The organism is Flavobacterium ustbae (assembly GCF_003946915.1).
GTDB lineage: Bacteria > Bacteroidota > Bacteroidia > Flavobacteriales > Flavobacteriaceae > Flavobacterium > Flavobacterium ustbae.
The window spans coordinates 174,242-191,881 of the sequence record NZ_RPOC01000007.1 but is presented as its reverse complement, the minus strand read 5'-3'; the positions used below and the strand labels follow the sequence as shown (position 1 = coordinate 191,881).

Sequence of the window (17,640 nt, the reverse complement as noted above, 5' to 3'; positions counted from 1 at the left end):
TCTTTCACTCTTCGTCTATTTGAAAATTTTTGTATGTTATATTTTATTTCTTTTGTTGACATATAATCGATAATTACACATTTTTGACAATGAATAAGCAATCATTTTTAAGCATTCTTGCAGCTTCACTTATTATCGCTTCATGCGGTAAAAATGATAAATCGGCAGCGGCCGGAGGAGCGCCGCAGATCAAAGAATATAAGACTGTAACCTTACAGCCAAAATCGGCTACTTTAAATAGCGATTTTCCAGCTAGTATTCAAGGACAGCAAAACATAGAAATTCGTCCAAGAGTTGAAGGTTACATCGATAAGATTTTTGTTGACGAAGGTGCAGTTGTAAAAGCTGGACAGCCATTATTTAAAATTAGTGCTCCAGAATATGAACAGCAAGTGCGTACAGCTACAGCAAGCATTAAAAGTGCTCAAGCAGAGGTTAGTTCTGCAAAATTGGCTGTCAATAAAGTGAAACCATTGGTAGAAAAAGGAATTATCAGTAAATACGATTTAGAATCGGCTCAATATACGTATGAGTCGGCTTTGGCAACTTTGGCTCAGGCAAACGCTGCTTTGGTCAATGCAAAAGTTAATTTAGGATATACAACAGTTACTAGTCCAGTAAATGGGGTTGTTGGTTCAATTCCGTTTCGTTTAGGAAGTTTAGTAAGTTCGAATACAGCCGATCCGTTAACAACCGTTTCTAGTATTGGAAATGTGTATGCGTACTTCGCTATAAATGAAAAAATGCTATTGAATTTTACTCAAAATAATACGAATGGTGTTTCTTTAAATCAGAAAATTAAAAACATGCCAGCAGTTTCGTTACTACTTTCTGATGGATCAATTTATGATCAAAAAGGGCGTATAGAAACCGTAAACGGATTAATCAATACAGAAACGGGTACTGTAAATGTGAGAGCGCGTTTTCCAAATCCAAAAGGAATTATCAGAAGCGGAAGCAGCACAACAGTTCGAATTCCGAATGAAGTTAAAAATTCAATTATAGTGCCGCAAAGCGCAACATTTGAGCTTCAAGATAAGATTTTTGCAGTTGTGGTTGGTAAAGACGGAAAAACTAAAAATGCTAATATCACAGTGCTAGACAATTCTGCAGGAAACTATTATGTAGTTAAAAGCGGATTAAATCCAGGAGATCAGATTGTATTAGAAGGAGTTGCTTCCTTAAAAGAAGGCACTGAAATCAAAGCCCAAAATCAAAGCCCAGAAACAGTTTACGCCGATTTAAAATAAAAAAAATGTTTAAAAAATTTATACAAAGACCCGTACTCTCGACGGTAATATCTGTTATTATCGTTATTTTAGGTGTTTTAGGCCTAATTGAGTTACCTATATCGCAATATCCAGATATTGCGCCACCAACTGTAAATGTGGCGGCAAGTTATACTGGTGCCAATGCAGACGTGGTACTGAAAAGTATCGTAATTCCGTTGGAAGAGCAGATTAATGGTGTAGAAAACATGACGTACATGACTTCTACAGCAACCAACGACGGAAATGCCTCTATTAAAATCTTCTTTAAAGTAGGAACAAATCCAGATCTAGCTGCAGTAAACGTGCAGAACAGGGTTTCTAGAGCAACAAGTTTGCTGCCAGTAGAGGTAACTCAGGCGGGGGTAACCGTAACCAAAAGTCAGAGTAGTAACTTATTGATTTTCTCTTTATACAGTGATGACAAAGCTTACGACCAAACGTTTCTTCAGAATTATGCAAAGATCAATCTTGTACCACAAATCCAGCGTGTAGTTGGGGTGGGAGATGTAACGGTTTTTGGTGCCAAAGATTACTCTATGAGAATCTGGCTGAAACCAGACGTAATGCAGCAATACAAACTGATTCCGAGCGATATTTCGGCTGCTTTAGCAGAACAAAATATCGAAGCTGCGCCAGGTAAATTTGGTGAAAACGGAGATCAGGCCTTTCAATATGTAATTAAATACAAAGGGCGTCTAACAACGTCTCAAGAATTTGAAGATATTGTGATCAAATCTGTTGGAAATGGTCAAATGCTTCGTCTTAGAGATGTTGCCAAAGTAGAATTGGGATCTTTAAGTTATGCATCGACAATTAAAACAAATGGTGTAGAATCGGCAGCGATGGCAATTAGCCAGACTCCAGGGTCTAATGCGCGTGACGTAATCAACAATTCTAAAAAACTGATTGAAGAAGCCGCAAAAAACTTTCCAAAAGGGGTTAAATACACTACAATGGTTGACGTTAACGACAACCTTGATGCTTCAATTGAAAAGGTAATTCATACTTTGATCGAAGCTTTTATTCTGGTTTTTATAGTAGTATTTATTTTCCTTCAGGATTTTAGATCGACATTAATTCCAGCCATTGCGGTTCCGGTTGCGATTGTAGGTACCTTTTTCTTCCTGAATTTATTCGGATTTACCATTAACTTATTGACGCTTTTTGCAATGGTTCTTGCCATTGGTATTGTGGTCGATGATGCAATTGTGGTCGTAGAGGCCGTTCACGCCAAACTCGATCATGGTTATAAATCGGCTAAAAAAGCAACAATTCATGCTATGGACGAAATTTCGGGAGCGATTATTTCGATTACACTGGTAATGGCTGCGGTATTTATTCCAGTAACTTTTATTGGAGGATCTACAGGGGTTTTCTACAAACAGTTTGGTATTACACTTGCTGTTGCGATTATTCTTTCGGCAGTAAATGCCTTGACTTTAAGTCCAGCTTTATGTGCGCTTTTATTGAAACCGCATGCAGACGATCATAAACATAAAAGTTATTTACAGCGTTTTTACACTTCATTTAACGTGGCATTTGATAATGTTACGGCAAGATACAAACGCTCGGTAAGTTTTCTTTCTGTTAAAAAATGGATTGCATTAGCTTCTATTGTAATTGCAGGTGCAGCATTAGTTTATATGATGAAAACAACGCCTTCAGCTTTCGTACCTTCAGAAGATCAAGGAACAGTTTTCGCTAATATTAGTTTGCCACCATCAGCTTCTATGGAACGTTCTGATGTTATTGCAAAAAGAGTTGATAGTATTGCGAAGACTATTCCAGGAGTTAAAAATACCCTTCGTATTGTAGGGCAAAACTTTACAGCGGGTGCTGGTAGTGCCTACAGTATGGTTATTGTAAAATTGAAACCGTGGGACGAACGTGATTTAAGTGTTGACGATGTTATCGGACAGCTTTTTGCCAAAACAAGCGGTATTCGTGAAGCGAGTATTTTCTTTATTTCGCCACCAACTATTCAAGGTTTTGGACAGAGTGGTGGATTCGAATTCCAATTACAGGATAAAGGAGGCCATACAACGGCTGAGTTTTATAAAGTAAATAATGAATTCTTAGCTAAATTGGCAGAACGTCCAGAAATTCAGTACGCAACAACGCCATTTAACCCTGGTTTCCCGCAGTATATGATGGATATTAATTTAGCGAAAGCGAAAGATGCAGGAGTTTCGGTAAACTCGATTTTGTCGACTATGCAAGGGTATTATGGTGGATTGTACGCTTCGAACTTCAATAAATTTGGTAAGCAATATCGTGTAATGATTCAGGCTTCTCCAGAGTTTAGAACCAATACGCAAGGATTAAATAAAATCTTCGTACGTAACAGTGCCGGAAATATGGCGCCAATTACCGAGTTTGTAAAAATGACGAGAGTGTTTGGTCCAGAATCGATTTCGAGATTTAACTTGTTTACGTCTATTTCGATTACAGGAGCGCCAAAACCTGGATATAGTTCGGGAGATGCTATTAAAGCGATTCAAGAAGTGGCGGCAGAAAATCTTCCTGCAGGTTACGGTTACGAATTCTCAGGATTAACTCGTGAGGAATTAGCATCTGGAAGTGAGACGATTTTCATTTTCATTCTATGTCTTGTATTTGTCTACTTCTTGTTGAGTGCGCAGTACGAAAGTTATATTTTACCATTCGCAGTATTACTTTCAATTCCGTTTGGATTGGCTGGAGCGTATCTATTTTCAATTATTTTCAAATTGAATAGTAATATCTATCTGCAGATTTCCTTAATCATGCTTATTGGACTTCTTGCCAAGAACGGTATTTTGATTGTCGAATTTGCTTTGGACAGAAGAAGAAAAGGTCTTCCTATTGTACAGGCAGCATTAGATGGAGCTGTGGCGCGTTTAAGACCAATTTTGATGACTTCATTCGCTTTTATTTTAGGATTAGTGCCGCTTATGTTTGCTACGGGCGCAGGTGCGGTTGGTAACAGATCGATTGGTACGGGAGCCGTAGGAGGAATGTTAATCGGAACAATTTTAGGGGTTTTTGTAATTCCAGTATTGTTTATCATTTTCCAGAATTTACAGGAAAAAGTTAGCGGACCAGCAAAAGACGGTTACGACGATGACGATGATGATGAAGACGAAATTCATTTAATAGAAGCTCACAAAGAGTAAAATTTAATTACAACAACAATGACGAATAGTTCAAATAAATATATTTTACTGGTACTGACAGCCGCACTAATTAGTGCGTGCTCTGTTACCAAGAAATACGAACGTCCCACTACTTTAAAAACCGATCAATTGTATCGTGATCAGTCTGCAGCCGATTCTACAACAATTGCAGATATGCCTTGGAACACAGTTTTTAAAGATGCAAAACTGAATGCCTTAATTCAAAAAGGATTAGATCAAAATCTGAATCTGAAAAATGCGATTGAAAATATTGTTCAGTCGAGAGCTTCTTTGCGTCAGAGTAAATTAGCATATTATCCATCATTGCAATTGGACGCCAATGTTACACGCAATAAGCAATCTCAGGCAGGATTAAACTTTCCGCCAGGAATCAATATCAATACCTTAACAACGACTTATAAATTAGGTGTAAGTACTTCTTGGGAAATTGATGTTTGGGGAAAATTAAGCAGTTCTAAAAGAGCCGCTTTAGCCACATACCTAGCAACAGACGCGGCAAAGCAAGCGGTTCAGACACAATTGATTGCTGATATAGCCAATAATTATTTTCTGCTTTTGTCGTATGATAAACAATTAGAAATTACAGAACAAACTTTAAAAACTCGTATTGAAAACGTTGAAACAATTAAAGCCTTAAAAGAAGGTGCAATTGTAACAGGTGCTGCGGTAGTGCAAAGTGAGGCCAACCAGCATGCCGCTGAAGTGTTGATTCCAGATTTAAAACAAAATATACGCGAAACAGAAAACGCTTTAAACATTTTGTTAGGACAAGCTCCAGGACCTATTGATAGAGGCGTTTTAGGAGACCAGATTATTCCAGAAAAAATTGCGATCGGTATGCCGGCTCAATTGTTAAATAATCGTCCAGATGTCCGTCAAGCGGAATTTAACTTTAGAGTTGCTTTCGAATCGACCAATTTAGCTAAAACTTATTTCTATCCAAGTTTGACACTTACAGCAAGTACAGGATTTTCAAATTTAGAAATAAACGATTTCTTTAGCCACTCTATTTTTTATTCGATTATTGGTGGATTGACACAGCCTTTATTCAATAACGGACTAAATAAAATGAGATTGACAACAGCGCAATCACAACAATTGCAGGCCTATAATAATTTCCAGCAAAGTCTTTTAGTGGCGGGTCAGGAAGTTTCAAATGCTTTGTATTCGTACCAAATGGCTGTTGAAAAAGAAGATTCGAGAGCTAAACAAATTGCAGCTTTAGAAAAAGCGGTAGATTTTACAGAAGAACTTTTAGAATATAGTTCGGCGACTAATTATACAGATGTACTAACATCGCAGCAAAATCTTTTAGCAGCGCAGTTAAGCGGAGTAGCAGATAATCTGCAAAAACTGCAAGCTGTCATTAATTTGTACAGAGCATTAGGTGGCGGTTGGAAATAATATTTTTTTAGCCACGAATTCACGAATTTTTATTTTTTTGAAGATATAATTTATGCTAATTCTTGGCTGAAAAAATGTAGATGAATTGCCCACAGCTTTAAATGGGGTAAAAGATTTAGAATGTATTGGGCTTTAGCCAAACTACGCAAAGTTTGGTTAAAGCCTTTTCTATATGCTTAAAAAAAAGCCTCCAGATAAAGCTGAAGGCGATTGGTATTTATGAAGTATTATTAAAAAACTTTGCGACTTTGCGTCTTTGCGAGATTTATTTTTTAAGTTGCTTTTTTAACTTAATTACTGCAAGTGATATTTCTCGCAAAGACGCTAAGTCGCAAAGTTCATTTGTAAGTTATGCTGCAATGTTTTTCACTTTATGGCCAATAGCACCAAACGAAAGAATAATCAAGAAACAAACAAGTGGAATAATATATCCAGATTGAATATCATCATGATTCATATCGATTAAAGTTCCCATTCCGTACGGAATAATAGCACCTCCAACAATAGACATTACTAACCAAGAAGAACCCGTTTCTGTATTCGATTTTAAACCTTTAATTCCCAAAGAGAAAATAGTTGGGAACATAATAGACATAAAAAATCCGATGCCGCCAAGAGCGTAAATCACTACGATTCCAGATCCATAAATGGCTACTAAGCAAAGTAATGCGCACATTACACAATAAATGGAAAGCAATACATAATCCTTTACGAACCGTAAAAAGAAAGTACCAATAAAACGCCCTGCCATAAATAAGAAACCATAAACGCCCAAATAATATCCAGCAGTCTTTTCATCCAATCCTGCGCCTTGTTGTGCAATACGGATAAAGAAACTCGTAATACAAACCTGTGCGCCCACATAGAAAAATTGAGCTACAACGCCCCAGCTTAAATGTCTAAATTTTAAAACAGAGAAAAATCCAGGTTTAATTTCAGCTTCTGTGTGAGTCGCTTTCATAGAAGGCAATTGTACGAAGTAAAATATAATTGCTACTAAAACTAAAATACTTCCTAAAACAATATATGGCATTTTTACAGAAGCCGCTTCACCTAATAAATACGCTGCTTTTTCAGCCTCAGGCATTGCTGCCATTTGTTCTGTCGTATGATTAGTTCCAGAAAGGATAAATAACGAACCTACAATAGGAGCAACCATTGCTGCTAAACCGTTGAAAGAAGCCGCTAAATTCAATCTCTTAGAAGAAGATTCAGGTGGTCCAAGAATCGCCGCATACGGATTGGCACTAGTTTCTAAAATCGTTAATCCGCATCCGATTACGAATAAAGCAAATAAGAATAATTCGTAAGTTCTGGTATTCGCAGCTGGAACGAATAAAAAAGCTCCAATTGCAAAAACTAATAATCCAGTAATAATACTGTTTTTATAACCAAATCTTTTAATCAGCATTCCGGCTGGAATCGCCATAATAAAATAAGCAAAGAAAACCGAAGTATCAATAAGAGTAGATTGGCGGTTATTTAATTCGCACGCTTTTTTCAAGTGCGGAATCAATACAGAGTCAAGATTGTGGGCCATTCCCCACAGAAAAAATAGGCATGTAACTAAAATAAAAGGCAGTAGATATTGTTTTCCGCTTCCACCTTCCGTTGGCACTTCGTGTTGATCGCCAGTTTGGTTTGTAATTTGCATTCGTTTGATAGTTTTTAAGTTGTTTTTGAGTTTTTTGCCACAAAGGCACTAAGACACAAAGTTTTTTAATTTCTTTGCGACTCTGCGCCTTTGCGAGATTATTTTAAAGAAGCTAAAAAAAAAACTTAGCATCTCAGAAGCTTAGCATCTTAGCCCCTTCTATTCACAAACAGAAGATGATCACATACAAGCACAACCTCGCCACGCTGATTGATAATTTCAACATGTTCGGTTACAGCGCCCATTTCAGGTTTTTTAGCATCTCCTTTTTCAGAGATTGTAATTTCAGAATGAATAGTGTCACCAATATGAACAGGCTTTACGAAACGCATTTTGTCATAACCTCTTGAAAATGCTTCTGGATTAATTTCAGAAGCAGTAAGACCAATTCCAATGCTAAAAACCATTGTTCCGTGTGCAATTCTTTGTCCGAATGGCTGTGTTTTGCACCATTCTTCGTCCATGTGGTGCGGAAAGAAATCTCCAGTGTGTCCGGCATGAACCACAAAATCAGTTTCTGTTATGGTTCTTCCGATTGTTATTCGTTTATCGTCGATAGTATAATCTTCGAAAAAAATTGATTTAAAAAACATAATATTATTTTTTTGTGTTTTTCACCATATAAGTTATATAAGTTCATTTAATCTCAGATTGCCCAAAGCATTCGAAAGCTAAATATAAGGCTGCAAAACTTTAATTGCCTTGCATAACTTATATGGTTTAAATTTTTGTTTTTACCATATAAGTTCATTTAATCTGCTTTGTCTAAAACTTTTATGAGCTTAAAAAAGCATCCAGCTTAAATTATCTTATATAACTTATATGGTTTAATTTTTGTTTTCACTATATAAGTTCATTTAATCTGCTTTGTCTAAAACTTTTATGAGCTTAAAAAAGCATCCAGCTTAAATTATCTTATATAACTTATATGGTTTCGAAATATAGTGTTTTAATTACACTTCATCAAAAGAAATCCCGCCGTTTTTACTGCTGATATAACAAGCTTCGACAACCTTCATTGTACCTAAAACATCCTGAACGCTAGCAGATAGTTTTTCATCAGAACCTTCCTTATAGCGCATTAGATTGGACATTGCACCTATGAAAGCTTCAGGGAACCACGAACCTTCCAGTTTAACTTCAGTCCATTCGTATTCATTTTCGTTATCTTTTTTCGGAAGCGCGTATTCAAAAACGTCAGGCAAACCATCAGGATAGTTCATCAATAAGCCCATTTTGGCTTTAATGGCACCTTTTGTTCCTTCCCATTTAATGTAACTTTCTTCGTGTTTCGGACCAAAATGATGATCATGATTGGTATTGATTACAACATGTTTGTCTTCGCCATAATCCAAGATTATAGTTGATCGGCTTGAGGATAATTTTTTCAGCGGATGTTTAGCCGTTTTGGCGTAAACACCTTTCGGATTTCCTAAGAAAGAACGAATACAGTCGATATAATGCACAGAGTGAAAAAGGATTTCCAATCTTGGATGTTCTTTTATTAAAGGGAATAATTCCCAAGGTGTGTTTACCGTAACTTTAAATTCGAAATCATAAAGTTCGCCAATAATTCCTTCGTTAATTAAATATCTTGCAGCGCTTACGAATGACGAAAAACGAAGCTGAAAGTTAATCGCAGCAACTAGATTTTTTCTTTCGCATACTTCCACAATTTCGCGTGCCTGCGCTAAGTCATTTCCCATTGGCTTCTGAATCAGAACCGCGGCTCCATCAGGCAATTGTTCCAGAATTTCGATATATTGATCGGGTAAAACTGTAATATCGTAAACAGCGTTTGAAGGCGCGTTTTTAACCGCTTCGGCAACATTTTCAAAAACATGATCAATTTTGAATTGTTTCTGCAAATCGTAAGCTTTAGAAATTGTTCTGTTGGTAATACCAAAAACTTTAAAACCAGCCATTTCATAAGCCGGAAGATGCGCATCTTTTACAATACCACTCGCTCCTATAATGATAATAGGCTGTTCTGTTTCAGGCAATAAAGGTTTATAGGGAATATTCATATTATTCTATTTTTTGAATATTGATTTGTGTTTCTTCTAATAATTGTGCCGACGGAATATCGCTTTTAATTGCCTTTAAAACCATGTGATCTATAAATTCACACACTTTTGGCCAAATAGGTGTTTGTGGCAATGTTAGAGCATTTTCGTGTAGCATCTCTAGTTTATGATAAAAAGGAATTAAAGCATTAATTTCTTCATCTTTCCAAGTTGATTTTCTACAGCCAATTCCGCCTTCGGTAGTCAATAATTTATCACTTTCAGCGGTTGTGGCAAATCGTAAAAAATTGTAAGCTAGTTTTTTGTGCTTGCTTCCTGTACCAATAGTATATAACCAATATACATTTAGGGAAGCTGTTTTATGATCAGGATCTGATGGAAGAGAAGTTATATCGATTTTTCCTTTTACTTTCGATTCTTCGATCACTTCGGCCATAGAAGCAAATCCAAACCAGTTAATTGCCATTGCTGCTTGTCCTTCGGCGAAAGCCAAACCTGCTTCAACCGAACCAAATTCTTTTGATTTCGGGTGGACAGCGTTTTTATTATTAACTATTTCTCGGTAAAAATCTAAAGCTTCTATTGCCGCTTGACTATTAATAGAAATCTGGTTTTTATTATTAATTAAAGAGCCTCCGCGTGTCCATAATTGCAGGCAGAAATCGAAAACCATGTTATGTCCGTCTGGATAATTGGCAAAAATGCAGCCGTAAAGATTTTCTTCTGGTCGATTAAAGAAAGTTGCAATTTCTTGAAATTCCTGCCAAGTTTTTGGCGTTGAAAGTTCGTAGCCAAATTGCTTTTTGAAATTCGCTTTTTCGGTTTCGTTTTCAAACAAATCCTTTCTGTAAATCAAACATTCTGGACCATCATGAAATGGAAGTCCGTACGTTCCATTATCGATTTTCTGCAAATGCAAAAGCGATTTGTGCCAGCCGTACGGATAATTTTCAGGCGGATTTTGGGAAATAAACGAATATAAATCTAGAACCGCTTTTTCGTGTACGGCATCAAAAATCCAATCGGTATTAAGATGTGCAATATCCCATTTTCCTTCTTTTAAACCTTTTTTTGAAATGGTTGTTTCGTATAATTCATGCAATTCCATCGGAATCATTTCGGCTTCAATTTGAATATTATTTTGAAGACAAAACGCATCCCAAAGCTTTTGAAGTGTACTTTCGAAAGGATCGAATTTTCGAACGGCGATTCTAATTTTTTCCATCAGCAGTCTATAAATTCTTTAATAATTCGTTCGTTGTCCTGACCTAGTTTCGGCGAACCTTTTCCTGAAGTCAGATATTCGCCGTCAATTTTTATCGGACAGCGTGTAGTTTTGTAACTGTAGCCATCCAGCATTTCTACGTTTTGCGTGAAATTCAAAACTTTAAATCCGTCTTCGGCAAAAAGCTGTTGATAGTTTAAAACTCCAGCACACCAAATATCCGCAGGTTCTAAAATATCCAGCCAGAATTGCGTTTCCTGGATTTGTAAATGATCGGCTAAAATATTTTTGATTTCGTCTCTCAGCGTAAATTTATTTTCAGGAAAAGCCAGTAAAGCATCACATTTTAGCAATGAAGCTAAAACTGGAATGGATCCCATTGCAAGAGCTAAATAACCATTTTTAGTTTTGTAAATCCCGTACGGAGCACCTAAATACGCATGCGCATTATTGGTTTTGGTACGAACAGGCAATTCGCCGCCATCATTAAAAAACGTCGTAATCGTTTCAAACTGAAAATCAAAAGCCGATTCCAGCATACTTACCTGAACTTGTGCTCCAATATTATGAGTTGCTTTTCTGTACAAAGCGGACAAAATTCCTTGTGCTAAATGCGCTCCAGCCAGCATGTCAACAATCGACAATCCCATCGGAACTGGACCGTCTTCCTGATTACCGCTCAGCCATGTTAAAGCCGTTAATGACTGCAAAAGCAAGTCCTGTCCCGGTAAATCTTTCAGATCTGGATGTTCTCCAAAACCAGAAATTGATCCGTAAATCACATTCGGATTTAGGGCTTTCACTTCTTCATAACTTAAACCAATGCGTTCCATCACTCCAGGTCTGAAATTATGCATCACAACATCAGCTTTAGCCAATAATTTTTTTAATTTTTGAAGTGCTGAAGGCTGTTTAAAATCAATAGCAAATGATTCTTTATTTCTGTTGATAGTATGAAAAACAGACGATTCGCCATTCATAATCAAGTCTGAAGTATATAAGGTTCGGCAGATATCTCCCGTTCCCGGTTTTTCAATTTTTATCACGCGGGCACCCAAATCTGCCAAACGCAAACTCGCTGACGGCCCCGAAAGAAACTGACTGAAATCTACAATTAAATAATCTTCTAATGGTTTCATTTTTTTTGTTTAACCGTTTTTATGGTTTATTTGTTTAAATGTTAATTTGTTTAATCGTTTTCCATCAGCAATAAAATCTAATTTGATCTGCTAAAATCTTTTGAAATCTGCGTGAAATAACTTTTATGTGCAAAGATTTTTTCACGCAGATTTGCACAGATTGAAGCAGATTTTATACAGATTTAATCTAAGCTGATGAAGTAGATTTAAAATAATTTCAACCAAATTATCGAATAAACTCTTTGTGTATTTTCAAATTATCCTGACCCACTTTTGGCGCAGCTTTTTCGCTAAGCAAAATTTCCCCATCCAACTGAATCGGACTTCTAGTGGTAACCAAAGTTTCGCCTTCTGCATTTTTTACGGTTTGTTTCAGCTGTAATTCCTCAACAAAAGACTGATTATCTAATTCTTCGTAATTGAAAACTTTCCCGCACCAAATACCTTCTTTCTGCAAAATTTCAATCCAGTAATCAGACGTTTGGGTTTGAATTCTTTCGCTCAAAATCGTTCTGATTTCATCGCGTTTTTCAAACCATAAATGTTTATCTGCAAATGCACTTAAATCTAAACCAAGCGATTTTCCAATAAAAAGTAAATCACCCATAGCAAGAGACAAAAAGCCATCCTGCGTTTGGTAAACACCGTAAGGTGCGCTTAGAAAAGCGTGTGCACTTCCTTTAATGTCGCCTCTTTCTGGTAATTGTCCGCCGTCGTTTAAGAAAGAAGTAATTGCTTCAAACTGAACGTCGAGAATAGATTCTAACAAACTCACTTCGACCAAAACACCTTTTTTGGTTTTGGCTCTTTTTAAAAGTGCTGCTAAAATTCCCTGTACAAAATGATTCCCGCACATTAAATCGGCAACTGCCAATCCGAACGGAACTGGGCCTTGACTTTTGCGTCCGCTTAGCCAGCTTAAACCCGAAAGTGATTGTAATAATAAATCCTGTCCCGGCTTTTTCGCCCACGGACCTTCATTGCCGTAACCTGTAATCGTTCCGTAAATAATCTGTGGATTAATGGCTAATGTATTTTCGAAATCTAAACCGATTTTTTCCATTACGCCCGGTCTGAAATTATGCGTCATAATATCAGCCTTTCCGATTAGTTTTTTAATCAAAACCAAATCGTCGGGATTTTTTAAATCGGCAGCAAAAGATTCTTTATTTCTGTTAATAGTATGAAAAAGCAGACTGCTGTCGTCTACAAACAAATCTTTAATACTCAATTGTCTGCAAGCTTCACCTTTTACTGGACGCTCGATTTTGATAACGCGTGCGCCCAAATCAGCCAATTTTAATCCGGCTGAAGGTCCTGCCAAAAACTGACAGAATTCGAGAACAATTAATCCTTCTAAAGGTCTCATACCGTCTGAATTTTTAGAGATTCCGCGTAAAGCCCATTCATTTCTTCTAGAACTTTATCTTCATCTCCGCCGTACATTAAATAGTTACGAACTACGTCTCCGGCATGATCCTGAAAATACATATGCCCATAATATCTCGGACGTAAAAATGCACGTTGCAAAGCAGGTAAAGTATTTTTGAAATAATCGTGCGTTAGTTCATTCAATCTATCGCTTTTCCAAGCTTCCAAATGCCCGGGCTGGCCGCCATTGTCGGTATATAAATTCTGTTGAACTTCAGAAGAACCCGTAAAATCAGCATAACGAATCGCTTCACCAATATGCTGGCTGAAAGAAGAAACCGCTAAACCAGTTCCGCCAAGCGAAGAGATCATTGGTTTGTCATTTAAACTTACCAAATCAAAAAAGTGCAATAGATTTTTGCTGTAACCGACTCTAGAATAATTAGAATATCCGTAGGCGAAAGGGCAGTAGGCAATTTCGTTTGAATTGACCATAGCCTCATAAACCTGAATTGGATTTCTGTTAAAGTTTTTAGGATCAATTAACTGAGCCAATTCTCTAAACATCTGAAGTGCTTTTTTTCCAGTAGTTTCAGAAATTACTTTTTCTTCAGAAAGAAAAGGAGCTTCGCCCAAACTGCAACAAAACATATAAAAACTCATCAAAACATCAACAGGAATTCCAGCAAAGGCAACTAAACCTTTTTTTGCCAAAGCCAATAAATCTTCATAAGTTTTTGGCACTTCCAGATTGTTTTTTTCTAGAATATCCAATCTTGCAGATGCCACAGGAGTTGCCGCATCAATAGGCAATGCCCATAATTTATTGTGAAAAACGTAGCTTCCGTAAGACTTTCCAACGGTATTGCGTTCTTGATCTTTAATATAACCTGCTGATAAATAATCGGATAATGGAAGAATTGCTTTTGTCTGTGCTCCAAATCCAGTCCAAGGATGGTCGATAACCAATAAATCAAATCTCTTGGCTAAATCTTCAATCGAAGCATCGGCAAATTCTTGTAAACTTCTTTTCTCCCAAGAAATTTCAATTTCTGGATGTAACTCTGTAAAACGTTGCGATGTGGCAACCATTGGAAGCAAACCTCTTGTGTGGTTCCAAGTTATGCCTTTTAATTTTATCATTTTATAGGGATTTTGGGTAGTGAATGTTAGTTGGAAATAATAAATGTAAAAAATACAATTACAAAAGTAGAAATAAGATTGAAATGAGCAAGAAATCCCGTGTTTATTAACTATTCTTTTTTGCTGAAATAGATATTTAGCCTGTTAATTTTTACAAACCATCTAAAAAATGTTATAAAATTTTGAACGATGATTATTTTAAGAACAGAAAAAGAAAATAGATCGCTGATATTAATTTAGAAAAAGTATTTTTGTAATTGTAAATTTTACATTTATTATTTTAGACTAATTTATTACGAGAAAACTAATTAACTGATGAAATATATTGTTTGCGAAAAACCGCAGGAATTTCTACTAAAAGAAACAGCTATTCCAGAACCGAAACAAGGCGAGGTTTTATTGAAAATTAAAAGAATCGGAATCTGCGGAACTGATATTCATGCTTTTGGAGGAACACAGCCGTATTTTGAATACCCTAGAATTTTAGGGCACGAATTGGCTGCTGAATATGTGAAAGGAAATGCAGCAGGTTTTAAACCTGGAGATAAAGTAACTTTTATTCCGTATTTTAACTGTGGAAAATGTGTGGCTTGCCGTAACGGATTGACAAATTGTTGTGTAAACATCAAAGTTTTTGGAGTACATATTGATGGCGGAATGGCCGAATATGTTGCGATTCCAGAACAATATTTATTGCACGGACAAGGTTTGGATTATGATGAATTGGCTTTGGTAGAACCGTTGGCAATTGCTGCGCATGGAGTGAGAAGAGCGGCTGTAAAATCTACTGATACCGTTTTGGTTATGGGTGCAGGACCAATCGGAATTGGTTTGATTCAGTTTGCTAAAATCGCAGGAGCAAAAGTGATCGTAATGGACATTAACGATTATCGTTTAAATTTCTGTAAAACAGAATTAAATGCAGATGAAACAATTAATCCTTTAAATGATGATGTTGCGGCTAAATTGGCTGAATTGACAAACGGAGATATGGCAAATGTTGTAATTGATGCAACTGGAAACCAAAAGGTTATGAACAGCGCTTTCAATTATATTTCGCACGGCGGAAGATTTGTTTTGGTTGGACTTCAAAAAGGAGAATTGAGTTTCAGTCATCCTGATTTCCACAAAAGAGAATCTACTTTAATGAGCAGCCGTAACGCAACAATCGAAGATTTCGAATATGTAATGAAATGCCTAAAAGAAGGAAAAATCGACCCGAAGAAATATATTACGCACAGAACGAGTTTTGACGAAATGATTGCTGATTTTAAGAATCTTACGGACCCTAAAAACAATGTAATAAAGGCGTTGATTGAAATTGAGTAAAAGAATCTAAAGCTAATTTTGTCATTCTGAGGAACGAGGAATCTCCGCAAGTAGCTCGACAAGCTAAATCGACAATCTGTGTGGAATTTCTCGCGGAGATCCTTCCTTCGTCAGGATAACAAAATGAGAAAAAAACAGCCACAGATTAAAGGATTTATGGGATTAATCATTTTAATCAATTTAATTTGTGGTTAAAATTAAATTGTTTAGTAACCTAAATAACTAACAAAATGAATTTAAACTTAAAAGATAAAATAGTAGTCGTTTCTGGTTCGGCTGGAAAAGAAGGCAGTATTGGAGAAACAATCATTAATAGACTGGCAGACGAAGGTGCGATTCCAGTTTTAGTAGATCGAAATGCAAGAGGTTTCGCTTACGCAGAAAAACTTCAAAATAGAGGCGTTAATTCTTTATTTGTTCAGACCGATGTGACTGATCCTGTTGCAATGGAAAATGCGGTGAAAGTAATAGCTGCAAAATACGGCAGAATCGATGCTATCATCAATAACGTTGGTGTAAATGACGGCGCGGGATTAGATTCAAGCTACGAAGATTTCATGAATTCTTTGAAACTAAATGTGGTAAGTTATTTTCTTTTAGCAAAATATGCGTTGCCATACTTAAAAGAATCAAAAGGAAATATTTTAAATATTGGTTCTAAAGTAGCTTTAACAGGGCAGGGCGGAACTTCTGGTTACGCTGCTGCGAAAGGTGGTGTTTTGGGCTTAACGAGAGAATGGGCGGTAGATTTGATTCAGTTTGGAATCCGTTCGAATGCCATTATTATTGCTGAAAGTTATACGCCAGCCTACGAAGATTGGATTAAAACATTGGAAGACGGAGAAAACGTTTTGAAGAAAATCAATAAAAGTATTCCGTTTGAAGGAAGAATGACGAAAACAGAAGAAATTGCGGATACGGCGCTTTTCATCATTTCAGAAAAATCATCGCATACAACGGGACAATTTGTTTTTGTGGATGGAGGTTACGTACATTTAGACCGCGCTTTAATCAGCGATGTTAACTAAAAAATTATGAGTAAAAGAATAGATTCCCATCAGCATTTTTGGAAGTTTGATCCCGTTCGCGACAGCTGGATTGATGAAACCATGCAGAATATTCAGAGAGATTTTCTTCCTGAAGATTTAGAGCCGTTATTAAAACAAAATCAGTTTGAAGGTTGTGTTGCTGTACAGGCAAGTCAGTCAGAAGAAGAAACGCATTTTTTATTGGATTTAGCGTCAAAAAATGATTTTATAAAAGGCGTTGTCGGCTGGGTAGATTTGCGAGCTGAAAATATCGAAGAACGTTTACAGTTCTTTTCAAATCAAAAAAATCTGAAAGGTTTTAGACATGTTGTTCAAGGCGAACCAGATGATTTTATGAATGGAGAAGCTTTCCGTAATGGAATAGCAGCTTTAAAAGCTTTCGATTATACTTACGATATACTAATTTTCCACCGACAATTGCCAGAGGCGATAAGTCTTGTAAAAGATTTCCCGAATCACAGATTTGTGATTGATCATATCGCAAAACCAGATATCAAATCGGGAATTATTGAGTCATGGAAAAAAGGCATAGAAGAAATTGCAAAATACGACAACGTTTGGTGCAAAATCTCGGGAATGGTCACAGAAGCTGACTGGAAAAACTGGAAGCGAGAAGATTTAAAGCCATATCTGGATGTTATTTTCGATAATTTCTCGATAGATAAATTGATGTACGGCTCAGACTGGCCTGTTCTCAATGTTGCTTCGGATTATAACGAAGTCGTAAAAACATTAGAAAATTATATTTCAAAATATTCAGTTGAAGACCAGAATAAAATTTGGTTTGAAAATGCTAATGCGTTTTATAAGCTTTAATTTTTTAAACCATATAAGTTATATAAGTTCAATTTA

At 36.5% G+C, this 17,640-nt stretch carries 13 protein-coding genes; 6 read left to right on the top strand and 7 right to left on the bottom strand.

The window, feature by feature from the left end; all coding sequences use genetic code 11:
* Window positions 1-89: 89 nt before the first annotated feature.
* The 3 genes from EG814_RS11430 to EG814_RS11420 are packed head-to-tail and all read left to right on the top strand — an operon-like array spanning window position 90 to window position 5,851.
* Complete coding sequence (locus EG814_RS11430) at window positions 90-1,250, top strand: efflux RND transporter periplasmic adaptor subunit (protein WP_125721992.1); 1,161 nt, start codon at window positions 90-92, stop codon at window positions 1,248-1,250.
* A 5-nt stretch (window positions 1,251-1,255) separates the two neighbouring features.
* Entirely contained in the window at window positions 1,256-4,426 is a 3,171-nt protein-coding gene (locus tag EG814_RS11425) for an efflux RND transporter permease subunit (RefSeq protein ID WP_125721990.1), read from the top strand.
* Between the two features lie 18 nt (window positions 4,427-4,444).
* Window positions 4,445-5,851: an efflux transporter outer membrane subunit gene (locus tag EG814_RS11420; RefSeq protein ID WP_125721988.1), complete on the top strand. Its 1,407-nt coding sequence runs from the start codon at window positions 4,445-4,447 to the stop codon at window positions 5,849-5,851.
* Window positions 5,852-6,200: 349 nt separating this feature from the next.
* Here the strand turns inward: EG814_RS11420 and fucP are convergent, their stop codons facing one another.
* The 7 genes from fucP to EG814_RS11385 all read right to left on the bottom strand — a co-directional run bounded on the left by fucP (window position 6,201) and on the right by EG814_RS11385 (window position 14,410).
* Complete coding sequence (gene fucP, locus EG814_RS11415) at window positions 6,201-7,505, bottom strand: L-fucose:H+ symporter permease (protein ID WP_125721986.1); 1,305 nt, start codon at window positions 7,503-7,505, stop codon at window positions 6,201-6,203.
* Window positions 7,506-7,654: 149 nt separating this feature from the next.
* Window positions 7,655-8,098: a MaoC/PaaZ C-terminal domain-containing protein gene (locus tag EG814_RS11410; protein WP_125721984.1), complete on the bottom strand. Its 444-nt coding sequence runs from the start codon at window positions 8,096-8,098 to the stop codon at window positions 7,655-7,657.
* Window positions 8,099-8,458: 360 nt separating this feature from the next.
* On the bottom strand, window positions 8,459-9,532 hold the full coding sequence (locus tag EG814_RS11405; RefSeq protein ID WP_125721982.1) for a Gfo/Idh/MocA family protein: 1,074 nt from the start codon (window positions 9,530-9,532) through the stop codon (window positions 8,459-8,461).
* A gap of 1 nt (window position 9,533) precedes the next feature.
* Window positions 9,534-10,757, bottom strand: coding sequence for an extracellular solute-binding protein (locus tag EG814_RS11400; RefSeq protein WP_125721980.1), 1,224 nt, complete (start codon window positions 10,755-10,757; stop codon window positions 9,534-9,536).
* On the bottom strand, window positions 10,757-11,896 hold the full coding sequence (locus EG814_RS11395) for a CaiB/BaiF CoA transferase family protein (protein WP_125721978.1): 1,140 nt from the start codon (window positions 11,894-11,896) through the stop codon (window positions 10,757-10,759). Before EG814_RS11395 ends, EG814_RS11400 begins: the two co-directional genes overlap by 1 nt.
* A gap of 226 nt (window positions 11,897-12,122) precedes the next feature.
* Window positions 12,123-13,265: a CaiB/BaiF CoA transferase family protein gene (locus tag EG814_RS11390; protein WP_125721976.1), complete on the bottom strand. Its 1,143-nt coding sequence runs from the start codon at window positions 13,263-13,265 to the stop codon at window positions 12,123-12,125.
* Window positions 13,262-14,410, bottom strand: coding sequence for an ABC transporter substrate-binding protein (locus EG814_RS11385; protein ID WP_125721974.1), 1,149 nt, complete (start codon window positions 14,408-14,410; stop codon window positions 13,262-13,264). The genes EG814_RS11390 and EG814_RS11385 overlap by 4 nt, the downstream gene beginning before the upstream one ends.
* Window positions 14,411-14,725: 315 nt before the next feature.
* Here EG814_RS11385 and EG814_RS11380 point away from each other — a divergent pair, with 315 nt between their 5' ends.
* The 3 genes from EG814_RS11380 to EG814_RS11370 all read left to right on the top strand — a co-directional run bounded on the left by EG814_RS11380 (window position 14,726) and on the right by EG814_RS11370 (window position 17,604).
* Window positions 14,726-15,739, top strand: coding sequence for a zinc-binding alcohol dehydrogenase family protein (locus EG814_RS11380; protein WP_125721972.1), 1,014 nt, complete (start codon window positions 14,726-14,728; stop codon window positions 15,737-15,739).
* A gap of 230 nt (window positions 15,740-15,969) precedes the next feature.
* Window positions 15,970-16,767 carry an SDR family oxidoreductase gene (locus EG814_RS11375; protein ID WP_125721970.1) on the top strand — a complete coding sequence of 266 codons (798 nt, stop codon included), beginning with the start codon at window positions 15,970-15,972 and terminating at the stop codon, window positions 16,765-16,767.
* A gap of 6 nt (window positions 16,768-16,773) precedes the next feature.
* On the top strand, window positions 16,774-17,604 hold the full coding sequence (locus EG814_RS11370) for an amidohydrolase family protein (protein WP_125721968.1): 831 nt from the start codon (window positions 16,774-16,776) through the stop codon (window positions 17,602-17,604).
* Window positions 17,605-17,640: the final 36 nt, after the last annotated feature.